At 65.1% G+C, this 13,704-nt stretch carries 13 protein-coding genes; 1 reads left to right on the top strand and 12 read right to left on the bottom strand.

All coding sequences use genetic code 11. From position 1 onward, the window contains the following. Positions 1-7 precede the first annotated feature (7 nt). From RJT37_RS14325 to RJT37_RS14280, 10 genes are all read right to left on the bottom strand, one after another. Positions 8-481, bottom strand: a complete 474-nt coding sequence (locus RJT37_RS14325) for a CAP domain-containing protein (protein WP_313685497.1) — start codon at positions 479-481, stop codon at positions 8-10. 3 nt (positions 482-484) lie between these two features. Then, positions 485-2,296, bottom strand: coding sequence for a protein phosphatase 2C domain-containing protein (locus RJT37_RS14320; RefSeq protein WP_313685496.1), 1,812 nt, complete (start codon positions 2,294-2,296; stop codon positions 485-487). After that, positions 2,297-3,517, bottom strand: coding sequence for an FHA domain-containing serine/threonine-protein kinase (locus tag RJT37_RS14315; RefSeq protein WP_313685495.1), 1,221 nt, complete (start codon positions 3,515-3,517; stop codon positions 2,297-2,299). Positions 3,518-3,523: 6 nt separating this feature from the next. Beyond that, positions 3,524-4,735, bottom strand: coding sequence for a vWA domain-containing protein (locus RJT37_RS14310; RefSeq protein WP_313685493.1), 1,212 nt, complete (start codon positions 4,733-4,735; stop codon positions 3,524-3,526). Between the two features lie 151 nt (positions 4,736-4,886). Further along, positions 4,887-5,816 (bottom strand): double zinc ribbon domain-containing protein, encoded by a 930-nt coding sequence (locus RJT37_RS14305; protein ID WP_313685491.1) that lies wholly within the window; start codon positions 5,814-5,816, stop codon positions 4,887-4,889. A 95-nt stretch (positions 5,817-5,911) separates the two neighbouring features. Further along, on the bottom strand, positions 5,912-6,235 hold the full coding sequence (locus RJT37_RS14300) for a hypothetical protein (protein ID WP_313685489.1): 324 nt from the start codon (positions 6,233-6,235) through the stop codon (positions 5,912-5,914). Between the two features lie 170 nt (positions 6,236-6,405). Continuing rightward, positions 6,406-6,810 carry a hypothetical protein gene (locus tag RJT37_RS14295; protein WP_313685487.1) on the bottom strand — a complete coding sequence of 135 codons (405 nt, stop codon included), beginning with the start codon at positions 6,808-6,810 and terminating at the stop codon, positions 6,406-6,408. Positions 6,811-7,078: 268 nt separating this feature from the next. Beyond that, positions 7,079-7,744: a hypothetical protein gene (locus RJT37_RS14290; RefSeq protein ID WP_313685485.1), complete on the bottom strand. Its 666-nt coding sequence runs from the start codon at positions 7,742-7,744 to the stop codon at positions 7,079-7,081. Between the two features lie 101 nt (positions 7,745-7,845). Next, positions 7,846-9,048 (bottom strand): protein kinase domain-containing protein, encoded by a 1,203-nt coding sequence (locus RJT37_RS14285; RefSeq protein ID WP_313685483.1) that lies wholly within the window; start codon positions 9,046-9,048, stop codon positions 7,846-7,848. 143 nt (positions 9,049-9,191) lie between these two features. Beyond that, the gene (locus tag RJT37_RS14280; protein ID WP_313685481.1) at positions 9,192-10,301 is read right to left on the bottom strand and encodes a hypothetical protein; all 1,110 of its coding nucleotides are present in this window, start codon (positions 10,299-10,301) and stop codon (positions 9,192-9,194) included. Positions 10,302-10,498: 197 nt separating this feature from the next. Between RJT37_RS14280 and bcp the strand changes: the two genes are divergently transcribed. Beyond that, positions 10,499-10,975, top strand: coding sequence for a thioredoxin-dependent thiol peroxidase (gene bcp, locus RJT37_RS14275; protein ID WP_313685479.1), 477 nt, complete (start codon positions 10,499-10,501; stop codon positions 10,973-10,975). A 166-nt stretch (positions 10,976-11,141) separates the two neighbouring features. Here the strand turns inward: bcp and RJT37_RS14270 are convergent, their stop codons facing one another. Continuing rightward, complete coding sequence (locus RJT37_RS14270) at positions 11,142-13,403, bottom strand: CDC48 family AAA ATPase (RefSeq protein ID WP_313685478.1); 2,262 nt, start codon at positions 13,401-13,403, stop codon at positions 11,142-11,144. Next, the gene (locus RJT37_RS14265) at positions 13,400-13,648 is read right to left on the bottom strand and encodes an Hsp20/alpha crystallin family protein (RefSeq protein WP_313685477.1); all 249 of its coding nucleotides are present in this window, start codon (positions 13,646-13,648) and stop codon (positions 13,400-13,402) included. Before RJT37_RS14265 ends, RJT37_RS14270 begins: the two co-directional genes overlap by 4 nt. Between the last annotated feature and the right edge of the window lie 56 nt (positions 13,649-13,704).

Below are 13,704 nucleotides of genomic sequence, written 5' to 3'. Positions count from 1 at the left end.
TCCCGGCCTACGAGAAGTTCTGCGTGACGAACAGCTGTTCGGGCGTCGTCGACTCCCGGACGCTGGCGCCGATCCCCTCCCGCTTCCAGTTCTCGTCGAGGAGGTTCTTCCGGTGCTCCGGAGAGTTGAGCCACTGATCGACGATCGCCTGCGCCGTCTCCACGAGGATCCGCGAGCGATCCTCCTCCGGGCGGCGGTCGATCCGGCTCAGTGGAAACGATCGCTGGGCGATGTTCTCGCCCCAGCGGTTGCGTCGTGGGTAATCCACGTGGTACTCGTGGGCGCGGTAGCGATCGCCGATGTCCCGGCCCTCCGGCGTCGTGTGCGAAAAGAAGACCCGATCGACCATATCGGAACTGTGACTGCGCGCGATCGCAGCGAGGTCGGCGTCGTAGTCGAGTTCCCGCAGTCCTCGGTCGCTGCGGACCTCGTTGACGTAGTAGTGCACCAACGATTCGACGTGGACTGGCCTCGTCACCATTGCTCAGAGGCGGAACTCGAAGACGCAGTCCTCGTGTCGCTTGCCGAGGGCGAGCAGCGTCCCGGAATCCAGCGGTGGCGTTCGCGTGTGTTTGACGCGCTTCCACTCGCCGGCGGCCTCGACGTACGTTCCCCCGCTGGACTGATCCGCGAGTCGCCACTCGTCGTCGCCAGTCAGTACCACCCGGGCGTGAACGCGTGAGATGGTGTTGGGGCCCTCTATCTGAACGTCGGCGTCGCTTCCCCGCCCGAAGGTATCGCCTTCCGTGACAGTGTACGATTCTCCGGACGCGGCTACCAGGCGGACGGTCGGGTACTCCTGCTCTGCTGAATCGCCGGCCTCGTCGTCAGCCTCTGCGGCCTCTTCGCTCGGCTGGGCGGCGGATTCATCAGGTGCTTCGTCCGCAGTCGCCCCGTCTTCGGTGGTCTGTCCCGCCGATGCGGACCCGTCCGGTTGCGTGTCGGGTCCGTCGGTCTCAGCGGCTGCGCTGTCGGCCGATTCTGCGTCCTCGGCCGGCGCAGCAGATCCGCCTGACGCCTCCCGTGAATCTGCAGCCTCCCCGTCGGATGCCGCCGCTTCGGGATCCTCGTCGGCTGTCATCGTGTCGGCGTCGTCGGTGCTCGCGTCCGCCGCTTCCGAGTCGGCTGCCGACTCGCCGTTGGCGGAGGCCTGGGGCGGCGTCTCGGCCGTCGATGCCGCTTCCGACTCCGATCCCGCTTCGCCGTCGTCGGAATCCTCCGGCGGGATGATCGCCGTTTCCTGACTCGTGACGTCCTCTTCCTCCCGTTCTTCGAACCCGCGTGGCGGCAGTGGGTCGGGCGTCGGCGGCAACGTCTCCCCGCGAGCCAGGAGGATCGAGAGGTTGTCCTTGCCGCCCTTCTCGTTCGAGAACTCGATGAAGCGTTCTGCGGTGGTGTCCAGTGAGTCGCCCTCCAGGACGATTTTTTGGATGTCGTCGTCCGTGACCACTGTCTCTTTTATTTCCTGGGCGACGGCCTCCTTCTCGTCGCCGGTGGCGGCCTGATACCGTCGGTGCAGGGGATCGATGTCGGGGTAAGCGTCGATGAGGCCGTCGCTCGTGAACAGCAACACGTCGTCCTCGTAGACCGGTACCGACCCGGTGTCGACCTCGACGCCGTTTTCCGGATCGCTGAACGACGTTCCGCCCACTGCGCGTCTGATCTTGTGGCTGTCCGGGTGCACCAGGGCCTCGGTCTCGTTGACCGCCCCGGCGTCTTCGAGCGCCTGGACCTCCGAGTGGTCCTTCGTCAGCGGCGAGATCCGTTCCGCTGCGGTGTTGATGACGTACGCGCGACTGTCTCCCACCCAGCCGTAGTGGAGCCGTTCGCCGTCGTAGATTCCGGCGACGACCGTCGTGTACGCTCTGAAGGGATTGTTCGGATCCGCGTTCTCGTCTTCGGCGGCCTTCGCGTACTCGACGATCCGGGCCTGAGCGGCCTGGACTGCCTCCTCGATGGCCGTCTCGGGATCGATGCGGTCGCCGCCCGGACTGACTTCCGCCGGGATGTCGATGTCGGCGTCGCTCGGATCCTCGGTGAGCGTGGTGACGACGTACTCCGCGAGGTCCTCGCTGATGACGGATGTCGCGAGATACGACGCGACGTCGCCCGCATCTTCGCCGCCGGCCCCGTCTGCCACGACGAAGACCCCCGCCTCCCGTTCGGTACTCCGGTGGATGTCGTCGAAGACGAGCGCCGCGGTGCTGTCCTCGTTGACGTACTGTTCCCCGGGCGGGAGCCTGTCGTTTTGTTTTCGCTTCCGGTCCCCCAGATCACAACGTGACGCGTAGTACATTCAGTTCTCACCCTGGAAAATAAACCACGTCTGCTTGTCGTAGTTCGGATCGACCAACGCGAAGGTGTCGCCGGGTTCGAGCCGCTTCGTGTCGGTCGTCGCCTCGACGTCCCGGCCCTTGCTTCGGAGTTTCTGTCTGCCGTTCGGCGAGAGGATTTCGACCCAGTCGCCGTCCTCGTGGTAGTACGTGCCGTTGGTGCTTTCGTCTTCCAGTACCCACGACCCTGTCGCATCGCGGGTGATCCGGCAGTGGACGCGGGAGACGTACTTCGCCGGAATCGAGATGCTGGTCTTCGGCGGGTCGTCGCGGCCGATCGTATCGCCCTCTTCGATATCGTAGGTGCGGTCGGCCCCGACGTGGTACAGTTCGGCCGTCTGCGGCGGCGTGGGATCTTTCCGTTCCAGCGCGTTCTTCAGCGCGGTCGCACTGCTGTACCGCTCTGTGGGGTCTCTCGCCGTCGCCCGCTCGACGATCTCGTCGAGGTAACTCGGACTCGTCCCGCCGACGTCGCTGGGGGTGAGCCCGTCCGTCTCGAACTTCTGAGCCGTGATCATAAAGAAGAGGATCTTCCCGAGCGAGTAGACGTCGCTCCAGGGGCCCTGATCGCTGTCGATCCCGTCTGGGAGCACCTCCGGGGGCTTGAACGCGGGGTCGCCGCCGACCTCCGTGTTGGTCCCGCTGTCGGACGTCCCCTTGCTCGCCCGGGAGAGATCGGACACATCGACCTGTTTCGCCGTCGTGAAGTCGATGATCGTCGGCGTGCGCTGACCGTCCAGCAGGACGTTGTCGGGCTTCAGATCGCGGTAGACGATCTCGTGCTGGTGGAGAAACGACATCGCATCGCAGATGTCGATCCCGATGTCGCGCGCTTCGTCGGCGCCGAACCCCGATCGATCTTCGACGATTTCGCCGAGTTCGTCGCCGCCGACGAAGTCCACGACGAGGATCACGTCGCCGTCGTTGGAGACGCTATCCTTGAGATTCATCAGGTTCGGGTGGCCGCCGACGGTCCTGATCTCCTTGAGCGCCTGTAGCTCCCGGTTGACGTACTTATCCAGGAGCGTCTCGCTGACCTTGTCGTGGCGGGGTATCTTCAGTGCAACCTCATCGCCCGTCGTCCGATCCTCGGCCAGCCATACGCGGCCGAACCCCCCGACGCCGACCTCGTCTTTGAGCCGATAGTTGCCGATGATCGCCCCCTGCTTCGGTTCCGTGCTCATAGCCGATTATTGGAACGCGTCTTCGTCCGGAACGATCGTCGACTCCTGTTTGGCTTCCTTCTCGGCCTCACCCTTCCCGCTTTCCTCGACGTTCGTGACGCTGGTTTCGAGGTTCGTCGCGATCTGGGTGTCGCCCGCGACAGCGTTGACCATCTCCGTCTTCTCTTTGGCCTCGTCGAGCGCCGCCTGCGTGTCCGCCGTCGCGAGCGTGGTGCGCGCGTCGGCGTCGTGGTACTTCGCCCAGACGTCGATGTTCCGCTCCTGCTGGAGGTCCGTGTCGGCCGTGTACTCGACCTGGAGGCTCTCCGAGAGCGACTGCTGTCCGGCGTCCAGGTGGATGTCGCCCAGTTGCACCTCGCCCTCGGGCCGCCCCGGGACTTCGAGTTCGAACATCACCTGCTGTTGTTGCCGCTTCAGCAGGTCTGGCAGCCCCACGGCGTACGTGCCGCCGGCCTCCGAGAGGTTCACTTCCTGGACCTGCGGCCGCCGGCGGAACGCCCCCAGCACTTCGACGCCGCTCACCGCGTCGATCCGAACCTGCGGGTTGCTGATGACCGTCTTGCCCGCGTCCTCGATGGCGCTGCCGAAGAACTGCAGGATGCCCTGCGCGTCGTCGAGGTGGTCCCACGACCCTTGGGACGCCTCGCCGATCGTCTTGATCGTCGGCTGGTCGTACGCCGCGCCCAGTCCTGCAGAGACGATCGAGATCCCGTTGTTGCCGATCTCGGTGGCCAGCGGCTCGAAGTCGGGCGCCTCCTTGTCGTTGTCCTCGCCGTCCGAGAGCAGCAGGATGCGCTTCGTGGTGTTCTGCCCGCCCGGGAGTCCATCGAGCATATCCCGGGACCGCTCTAGGGCGCCGTAGATGTCGGTCCCGCCGTTCGCGGTGATGCCATCGATCTTCGTCCGAACGTCGTTCTCGTCGAGGTCGCCGAACTGCTGGATGTCCTGCGTGACGGACGTGCGGCTGTTGAACGAGACGATCCCGAGGTGGTCGTCGTCGTTCAACAGCCCCAGCACGTTCTTGGCGCCCTCCTGAGCCTGCTCGATCTTCGCCTCCCCCGTGCTGAACATCGAGTCCATCGAGCCGCTCCGGTCGATGCAGATCACGACCTGCCGCGTCGCGGTTCCCGGCTGACTCCCCGGATCGATGTCGACTTCGGCGAAAACAGTGGACCGCTCTTCCGGCGGTACGTACGGGCGATCGAGCTCAACATTCATACTCGTCGTCATGTATGAGTCGCTTTCTCTCCGGATACCATAACCTTTTGGGAGATTGTACTCGCTCCTGTCCGGCGGTATAGATTGCTTACTGCCGGTGGGGCCTCGTTACACGAAGAAAAGAACCCGTCCGCGTCTGCAGGCGAGTCCGTCAGTTGTCCAGTTGCACGACTGCTGTCACCGCGCCGGCGCCGAGGTCGATCGTGTCACCGTCGTTCAGCTGTCGTTCCTCGTCCTGATCGAAGTCGTCGCCGTTGTACTTCGTGGGGTTTCGCCCCTCGTTCGTCACGTAACAGTCGTCGCCGTCGACGCGGAAGGAGAGGTAGTCGCGGTGGATCTGACGCGCGGTGCTGGCGTCGACGCCTTCGGCCTGGGCCGCCCGCCGCGCGTCGGTCCCGAACACGTCGGCGCTCTTCTCGTCGTCGTCGACGGTGATCTCCCCGTCTTCGATCACGTCGTACGCCTGGGATCCGATTTCGAGAGTGACTGACGGCCCCTCCGAGGCGCCGCCGCTGACGTTGTCGGGGATCGATTCGCCGCACTCCGGACAGAACTGGGCGTCTGCGTCGACCTCGTGGCCGTTCGGACAGGTCGGCGGTCCCTCGTCTTCCACCGCTCCGGTGTCGTCGGGGATCGATTCGCCACACTGCGGACAGAACTGCGCGTCGGGGTCGACCTCGTGGCCGTTCGGACAGGTCGGCGGTCCGCTTTCGCCTCCTTGCTCGCCGCCCGTGTCGAATTCCGTTCCGCGCTCGGTCCCACACGCCGAACAGTAGTCCGCTCCCGCCGCGATAGTGCCCGAACAGTCCGGATCCGGACACGAAACTTCCGGCTTCGATTCGTCGCCGCCCGAGCCGGTGTCGTCGCCGCCCGAGCCGGTGTCGTCGCCGCCTCCGCCGCCAGTGTCGTCGCCGCCCGAGCCGGTGTCGTCGCCGCCTCCGCCGCCAGTGTCGTCGCCGCCCGGGCCGGTCGTCGTTGCGTCCGGGTGTGGGGTCTGGCAACTCGGACACGATCCGCCGGTCTGGTCGGGGTCGAATACCTCACCACAGTTCGGCCGCACGCACTCGACAGTATCTGCCATACGTACGACGTGTTCGCAGTGCGAAACATATTCTTTGTGATTGTTGGTTGTCTTGTCACGCCGCGAACGTAGGGTCACTCTTCGAGGGCATAGGATCACCCTTCGAAGATCTGCGTGTCTCCGTCGCCGAGGTCGCCCGCGTCACCCTGATTCAGCGCGGTCCGAATGTCGTCTTCGCGACGTCGGACTATCGTCCGGATCTCGCCGATCACCTCCTCTTCGTCTCCCTCCATCTCTCTGGCCTGTTCGTCGGATATCTCGTCGGTCAGGACGCCGATCAGCACCATCTCGAGCATCCCCAAAACGTACTCTGTCGAGACCGGCCCCTCGTCCGTGTCGACGAGCGCGAGTTCGACGAGGAACTCCTCGATCGACTCGTCGGCGGCTACCTCCAGTTCACCCCGCAGTGAAGGATCCATTTGGGTCCGCTTAATTCGTCGGTCTCACATTAAGCTACTGTCGAGGGCGCGACTCCATCCGACGCGGTCGGCTGTGCTCTCGCCCTGTGCGATCGATATCTCCCAAACGTACGACGCGTTCGCAGTACTGGACATATTCTGACTGTTGATGTCGGCCGAGGGAAGATCGATCAGGAGTCGAAGAGCGTTGTATCTCCGGCGTCGGCAGCGTCGTCCCGGTTCAGGGCGGCCCGGATATCGTCCTCGCGACGACGGACGATCTTTCGGACGTCGCCGAGGAGTTCCCACGCGTCGTCGGTACCGACATCGCTGTCGGGGGCGACAAAGCGCTCATTGCTGTCCGATGAGCCATCCGGATGGGGTGTCTGGCACTCCGGACAACTTCCCCCATTCCGAACGAGGTCAAACACTTCGTCGCAGTTCGGCCGCACGCATTCGACAATTTCACCTCTACCCAACTCTTGGATCTCTTCTCTGGAGATTTCGTCGACCAGTCTGTCGACTAGTGTCATTTCGAGCATCCCGAGGACATACTCCGTCGACATAACCTCCTCGTCGGTCTCGACGAGCGCCATCTCGATGAGAAACTCGTCGATCGATTCGTCTGCGGCTTCCTCCAACTCATTTCGCAGTTTGGGATCCATTCGGGTCCGCATAAATTTTCGATGTCACATCAATTTACTGTCAGCGGACGGGGAAGCGTTGAGAGAGATACTACCAGATGAACAGATGTCCGTGTTTCCTCTCGTTTCGCTTCGATAGTCGGGACGGTTCTGTACCGAAGGCGACACACAGCGATCCACCAGTGAGTATGACGTGTCCTCTTTTGTTTACCTGAATTCTTCAAATCTCCGTTCCGCAGTGGGGACAGAAGTTCGGAGCGGATGTTTCCCGCAGGTCCGTCCCGCAGTGCGAACAGAAGTTCGGGACGTCCGAGTGCCCGGCCGTCTGGTCGTCCCCGGGTCCAGTTCCGTACACGTCAGTGTCCGACTGTCCGCCGTTTGGCTCTTCACCGGAAACGTCCGTCTCCGAGTTCGCATCCGGGTCGTAGACGTCAGTGTCCGAGCCACCCGCCGCGTCCGGATCGAACACGTCGGTATCCCCGCCGTCGTCGCTCGTGTCGGCCGACTCCGGGAGCGAGGCCCGTGCTAACGAATTCCGGGCGGTCGCCGCGGTCGAGCGCACCTCACGATCCGTGGCGGTCCGCTGCTGTTTGGCCAGTGCGTCGACCGCCCGCCCGTCGACGCGGCCGATGTGTCCGAGCGCGCGACAGGCGTCCTTGCGGATCGACGTCGAGCGCCCGTCGTCCGCGATCTCGGCGAGTTCGTCCACACACTCCGTCATCTCCTCCGGGGCGACGTACGCCACCTTCCGGGCGGCGCTCGTCGCGTGGCGCCGCTCGTCGTAGTATGCAGCGGTCAGACAGTCGTTGATTTCGTCGATCTCGTCCACGAGCGCCCGCGGGTCCGACTCGGCCCGCCGCCTGAGTGAGGCAGCCTTCGACGACATTACCTGACGTAACTGTTGGTGAGGATAAATATACTGTGGGCTTGCGGCGCGAAATCCGGTCACGGGAGCACGTCGCCGTGGAGATCCGAGAGTAATCATTATCACTCCTCGTGGAACCGCAGCGTCAGTTCGAACTCCGGGGCGACCGGACGCACGAGGGTGCCGTCGGTCAGTCGCTGTCGGCGTGGCGGTTGCCGACCGTCGGCGCCGCGGTCGACGCCCGCGTTCTGCTGTTTCCGGAAGCCGCGATCCGAGAGCGCGGGCACCCAGCCGTCGCCGCGGTCGACGTACGTCCCGTTGGTGCTCAGGTCCCGAAGGCTCCAGCCGGTCCCCCAGGCCTCGAACCGGGCCTGCTCGGGAGAGACGTACTGCTCTCCGTCGGGGAGCACCAGATCGGCCGCATCGGTGTCTCGACCGAGAATATCGCCGGATCGGACCTCGAACGCCTGGCCGGTGTCCGTGTGTTCCAGACGGGCGGTCTGTGTCTCGCCGCGGTGGATCGCTCGGAGCGCTCGCTCGAAGGCCCGACAGGAGCGGAAGCGCGACTCGGGGTACCGTGCGGTCGCGCGCCGGAGGGCGTTCGCGAGTCGCTCCGGATACGCCGCCGCGTCCGGATCGAGGTCGACCGTCTCGGACGTCCGGCTCTCGTCGCCGTGCTTCTCGCCGGTCAGGAGATACGCGAGCAGGTGGCCGCAGGCGTAGACGTCCGCCGGTTTTCCCGTCTCGATGTCGCTCCCCTCGTCGGGCGTCTGTTCGATCGGTTTGAAGGGGTTCTCGTAGAAAAGCGTCGTGTCCCCCTCGGCGGTGGCGGCGGTGTTGAAATCGATGATAACCGGGTCGCCGCGCTCGGTGAGTCTGACGTTCGTCGGATTGACGTCGAGGTGGAGCACGTCGTTGTCGTGGAGGAACGCGAGCGCGTCGCAGATCTCGGTCCCCATCCCACGGACGGTGTCGATACCGGGCGTGACCGTCCCGCGATCGACCGCGGTCTCCAGCATCGGTCCGTCCAAGAGATCCGTCACCAGAAAGGCGTCGTTCTCGGAGATCCGGCCGTCGTGAGCGCTCACGACGGCCGGATGCCCGCCGGCCCGCTGGACTGCCTGCAGGGCGTCGAACTCGCGCTGGAAGTGCCGCCGGGTCTGTTCCCAGTCGTGTGAGGTTCCCCGCGAGATCTTGATCGCGACCTCGCGGTCCTCGTCGGTGTCGCGTGCCCGCCAGACGGTCGAAAATCCCCCGCTACCCAGGCGTTCGAGGAGACGGTAGCGGTCGATGATCGTGACGCCGGGGGCGGGGTCGGGGAGCATTCCTGTATGTCCTCTCCTGTCGTTCGTCGTTCATTACCTGTTCGGTCCGTCGCCGTCGGTCGGTCGGGACGCCTCCGACAACGTAGCCGTCGGTTGGTCGGGACGCCCCGGACGACGTCGCCGTCGAGTTCGGGCGGCGGCCCTCAAGGGAACTCAAACCCACAGCCGGTACAGAACGACGGATCCGACCACTGTCTGAGGTCCTCGCCGCAGTTCGGACAGAACGACACTCCGCTAGATCCGTCCCGGTCGTCGCCCGCGCCGGTTTCACCCGTGGTACGGCTCCCGTTTGCAGCCTCGCCCCCGACGTCGGCGGGCGCGACCTCGGTGGTTTCCGACCCGTCGAACACCTGTGTCTCCTCGCCGCCGGCCTGCCCTCCACCCGAGTCTGTAGTGTGGGCACCCGTCCGGCCGGCGAGATACTCCTGAATCGCCTCGACGCGCTTTCTGTCGTCGGACCACAGCGAGACCTCCTCGTCGTCGCCGGCGGCGAGGATCTCGAGGCGTTCGTCGTAGAGCCCCGGCGCGAGATCCATCGACGGATGCTCCGTGAGTGCGGCCAGAGACGCCAGCGCGCCCTCGACGGCCGTCGACTCGCGGGATTCCAGAAGCGTCGACAGCGAGTCGCCCTCCGGTCGGACGGTCGTCGACTCCGCGGCCGCGAGGCCGTACGTCTTGGCCGCGTGGCCGCGGATCTTCAGGTATTCGGAGCCGTCGTCGACGACCTCGACGAACTCCGCGAGATGGGGAGTGATCCTGCCGGGTGCCTCGTCTGCGACCTTCGAGAGCGCGTAGTGAGCGTTGTTGCGTTCCGGCTGTGAGTCGCTGTCGGTCCGCGAGCGGAGGAAGTTCAGAACCTCGTCGTCATCGACGGCTGCGGCGACGACGGCGTCGGTGAAACTGAAGAACCGCCACGGCTTCATCGTGAACTCGAAGAGGGTCTGTGCGACGGGCACCACTTCCTCGGGCGCGACGAGACCGATCTGACTCAGCGTCTCCCCGAGGTACGACTGCCGCGTAGAGTCCTGGTCCGGTTCGGTGACGCGGGAGCGAAACTCCGGGGCGTACTCCCGGAGTCCGGCGGCGTGGTCCTTCGAGTGGGAACTCAGCGCCTTCGCGGCGACCCCGCGGGCCTCCTCGTCGTCGCTGTCGAGGAGTTCGATCAGCGTTTCGACGTCGCTGTCGGTCAACTCTTCGTCGCCGGCGCGTTCTTTGAGATCTTCCGCGCGGTCGAGATCTGTTGTCGTAGTCATACGAATCGTCTGCTACCTGAACGCTCACCTTCGTTGAAATTATCGGTTGTGTCTGGCGGCGCTGGAAAGCGGCAGACGGTATAGCAAGAATCGGACGGCGAACGGCGCCCCAGAATACGACAGCAATCGGTACGGTCAACTACCACACACCACCCGCCTTCGACGTCTTGAAGCCGCCGACCGCGCAAGGGAGGACGATGCTAGCTCCCGGTATGCCTGCCCCAGACTTCGAGTTGCCCGATCAGGACGGCGAGACGGTCTCGCTCTCCTCGTACCGCGGCGAGTACGTCGTGGTCTACTTCTACCCGCGAGCGGACACGCCCGGCTGTACGACGGAGGCCTGCGGCTTCCGCGACGCCTACGACGAGTATGCTGCCCGCGACGTGCGTGTCCTCGGGGTTAGCGACGACCCCGTCGACGATCTGGCGCCGTTCGCCGCGGAGTACGACCTCCCGTTCCGCCTGCTCTCCGACGAGGATGGTGCCGTCTCGACGGCCTACGACTCCTACGGCGAGAAGAATATGTTCGGCAACACCTTCGACGGCGTCTTCCGCAACACGTACGTCGTCGGCCCCGAGGGCGACATCGTCCTCGCCTACGAGGGGGTCTCCCCGGAGGGTCACGCCGAGCGGATTCTCGCCGATCTCGACGAGGTCCTCGACGGCGACGACTGACCCGGCCGAAAGCGGCGAAACAAGTCCGTGGGGACACCGCGTTTCCGGTGAAATAAACAAGAAATCGTTTCTTGGTTTATCAAGGCGGAGCCGCGAGCGATCGCGTATGCCGGCGTCGAAAACGTAAAAATCGTCGTAAGTCCCGGCTATCCGCAGCCAGCCGCCCCTACTGGAAGGTGCGGCTGACGCCGCCTTCGGGTTCGCGCTCGACCTCGCTGGTCTGGAAGCGCTTTTCGATCTCCTGGTACCGTTCGCGGGTCTCCGGGGTCACGCTCGGACCCACCTCGTCGAGGGCCTGCTCGAAGTGGTCCATCGTCACGCGGACGTTGCCGATCGATTCGGCCACTTCCTCGCGGGAGACGCTGTTGATGAACTCCCGGGAGGCAGCCATCGACGCCTCGCGGCAGACGGCCTCGATGTCGGCGCCGACGTAGCCCCCCGTACGGCCCGCGAGCCTGTCGAGGTCGACGTCGTCGGCGAGCGGTTTCTCCCCGGTGTGGACCGCGAAGATGGCCCGGCGAGCCTCCTCGTCGGGGACGGGCACGTGGACGTGGCGGTCCAGGCGGCCCGGCCGCAGCAGCGCCGAGTCGATGAGGTCCGGCCGGTTCGTCGTCGCGACGACGACGACGTCTTCGAGGGTTTCCAGCCCGTCGAGCTCCGTCAGCAGTTGGGAGACGACACGCTCGGAGACGCCCGAATCGCCGGTGTTGCTGCCGCGCTCGGTTGCGATGGCGTCGATCTCGTCGAAGAACACCACCGTCGGCGCGTTCTCGCGGGCCTTCTGGAAGATCTCGCGGACGCCCTTCTCGGACTCGCCGACGTACTTGTCGAGCAGTTCCGGTCCCTTCACCGAGATGAAGTTCGACTCGGACTCGTTGGCGACGGCCTTCGCGAGCAGGGTCTTCCCCGTACCCGGCGGGCCGTACATCAGCACGCCCTTGGCGGACTGCATGTCCATCGCCTCGTACACCTCGGGGTACTCGAGCGGCCACTGGATCGTCTCGCGGAGGCGCTCTTTGGTGTCTTCGAGGCCGCCGACGTGCTCCCAGGAGACGTCGGGGACTTCGACGAACACCTCACGCAGCGCCGAGGGTTCGATCCCCTTGATGGCCTGCTTGAAGTCCTTCGAGGTGACCGACAGCGACTCCAAGATCTCGGCGTCGATCTCGTCGGATTCGAGGTCGAGTTCGGGCCGGATGCGCCGCAGCGCGTTCATCGCGGCCTCCTTCGTGAGACTGGCGATGTCCGCGCCGACGAAGCCGTGGGTGTTGTCGGCGTAGGCGTCGAGGTCGACGTCGTCCGACAGCGGCATGTTCCGCGTGTGGACCTGAAGGATCTCCTTGCGGCCCTCGCGGTCCGGTACGCCGATCTCGATCTCGCGGTCGAAGCGGCCGCCCCGGCGGAGCGCCGGGTCGATCGCGTCGACGCGGTTGGTCGCGCCGATGACGACGACCTCGCCGCGCTCGTCGAGGCCGTCCATCAGCGAGAGCAACTGCGCCACGACGCGGCGTTCGACGTCGCCGCCGGCTTCGCCGCGCTTCGGCGCGATGGAGTCGATCTCGTCGATGAAGACGATCGCGGGAGCTTCCTCTTCGGCCTCCTCGAAGATCTCGCGGAGTTGCTCTTCGGACTCGCCGTAGTACTTCGACATGATCTCCGGCCCGGAGATCGTATGGAAGGAGGCGTCGATCTCGTTGGCGACGGCCTTCGCGATGAGCGTCTTCCCGGTCCCCGGCGGGCCGTGGAGGAGGACGCCCTTCGGCGGCTCGATGCCGAGCCGCTGGAACAGTTCGGGGTGCCGCATCGGGAGTTCGATCATCTCCCGGACCTGTTCGAGTTCCCTGTCGAGGCCCCCGATGTCCTCGTAGGCGACGGAGGGCGTGTCGCTTTCCTCCTCGGCGCCCGCGGCGATCTCCTCGGCGGGCGTCTGGCTGATCGACACCTCGGTGGAGTCGGTGACGACGACCGTGCCGTCCGGCTCCGTGGAGGCGATCTTCAGCGGGATCGGCTGGCTCGACGACGACATGAAGCCGAAGCCGAAGGGGACGCGGATGTTCTGTCCCTTCGTGACGGGCTGGCCGGCGAGTTTATCGCGGAGGTGGGCACCGATGTTGCCGCTGATCCGGAGGTTCTGCGGCAATGCGACGGAGACCGCCTTCGCGGGCTTGACGTCGGCCTTCTCGACCTCGACGTGGTCGTCGATGCCGACGTTCGCCTGCTGGCGAAGCCGCCCGTCGATTCGGATGACGCCCGTGCCGCTGTCTTCGGGGTATCCCGGCCAGACGCGGGCAATAGCGGTGCCGCCCTTGCCCTCGATCCGGATGTAATCGCCGCCCTCCAGGTCGAGTTCGGCAGCCGCCTCGCGGTCCATCGCCGCCAGGCCGCGCCCGGCGTCCTTCTGCTTGAGTGGCTTGACAGTGAGCTTCATTTCTCGACCGTGATCGTCAGTACGCCGTTTTTCGTCTCGACCGATGCGTCCGATCCGGGGAGTTCGAACTCCGCTTCGGAAACTCCCTCGGGCGTGTCGGCGACGACGATCGCCGTCTCCCCGACGACGTCGACGTCGATGTCCTCGTCGGCGAAGCCGAGCTCAGCCGCGAGAACCCAGCTGTCCTCGTATTCGTACCGGCGGACTATCTGCTCGTCTTCGCCGGCCAGTTGCTTGGTACTCATCGTGATTCCTAACTCCACGTTAGTCTCATTTATATTTAAACCTTTCGCAGATTAAT

Origin of the sequence: Halobellus marinus, assembly GCF_032113415.1 — an archaeon.
Taxonomy (GTDB): domain Archaea; phylum Halobacteriota; class Halobacteria; order Halobacteriales; family Haloferacaceae; genus Haloquadratum; species Haloquadratum marinus.
Note: the sequence above shows the minus strand (reverse complement) of the source record. Positions and strands in the feature narration are given on the sequence as shown.

What these genes read in the sequence shown, in the direction of transcription:
- RJT37_RS14325 (WP_313685497.1), bottom strand. Translation starts at nt 481, where the DNA reads ATGGTGACGAGGCCAGTCCACGTCGAATCGTTGGTGCACTACTACGTC.
- RJT37_RS14320 (WP_313685496.1), bottom strand. Translation starts at nt 2,296, where the DNA reads ATGTACTACGCGTCACGTTGTGATCTGGGGGACCGGAAGCGAAAACAA.
- RJT37_RS14315 (WP_313685495.1), bottom strand. Translation starts at nt 3,517, where the DNA reads ATGAGCACGGAACCGAAGCAGGGGGCGATCATCGGCAACTATCGGCTC.
- RJT37_RS14310 (WP_313685493.1), bottom strand. Translation starts at nt 4,735, where the DNA reads ATGAATGTTGAGCTCGATCGCCCGTACGTACCGCCGGAAGAGCGGTCC.
- RJT37_RS14305 (WP_313685491.1), bottom strand. Translation starts at nt 5,816, where the DNA reads ATGGCAGATACTGTCGAGTGCGTGCGGCCGAACTGTGGTGAGGTATTC.
- RJT37_RS14300 (WP_313685489.1), bottom strand. Translation starts at nt 6,235, where the DNA reads ATGGATCCTTCACTGCGGGGTGAACTGGAGGTAGCCGCCGACGAGTCG.
- RJT37_RS14295 (WP_313685487.1), bottom strand. Translation starts at nt 6,810, where the DNA reads ATGGCGCTCGTCGAGACCGACGAGGAGGTTATGTCGACGGAGTATGTC.
- RJT37_RS14290 (WP_313685485.1), bottom strand. Translation starts at nt 7,744, where the DNA reads ATGTCGTCGAAGGCTGCCTCACTCAGGCGGCGGGCCGAGTCGGACCCG.
- RJT37_RS14285 (WP_313685483.1), bottom strand. Translation starts at nt 9,048, where the DNA reads ATGCTCCCCGACCCCGCCCCCGGCGTCACGATCATCGACCGCTACCGT.
- RJT37_RS14280 (WP_313685481.1), bottom strand. Translation starts at nt 10,301, where the DNA reads ATGACTACGACAACAGATCTCGACCGCGCGGAAGATCTCAAAGAACGC.
- bcp (WP_313685479.1), top strand. Translation starts at nt 10,499, where the DNA reads ATGCTAGCTCCCGGTATGCCTGCCCCAGACTTCGAGTTGCCCGATCAG.
- RJT37_RS14270 (WP_313685478.1), bottom strand. Translation starts at nt 13,403, where the DNA reads ATGAAGCTCACTGTCAAGCCACTCAAGCAGAAGGACGCCGGGCGCGGC.
- RJT37_RS14265 (WP_313685477.1), bottom strand. Translation starts at nt 13,648, where the DNA reads ATGAGTACCAAGCAACTGGCCGGCGAAGACGAGCAGATAGTCCGCCGG.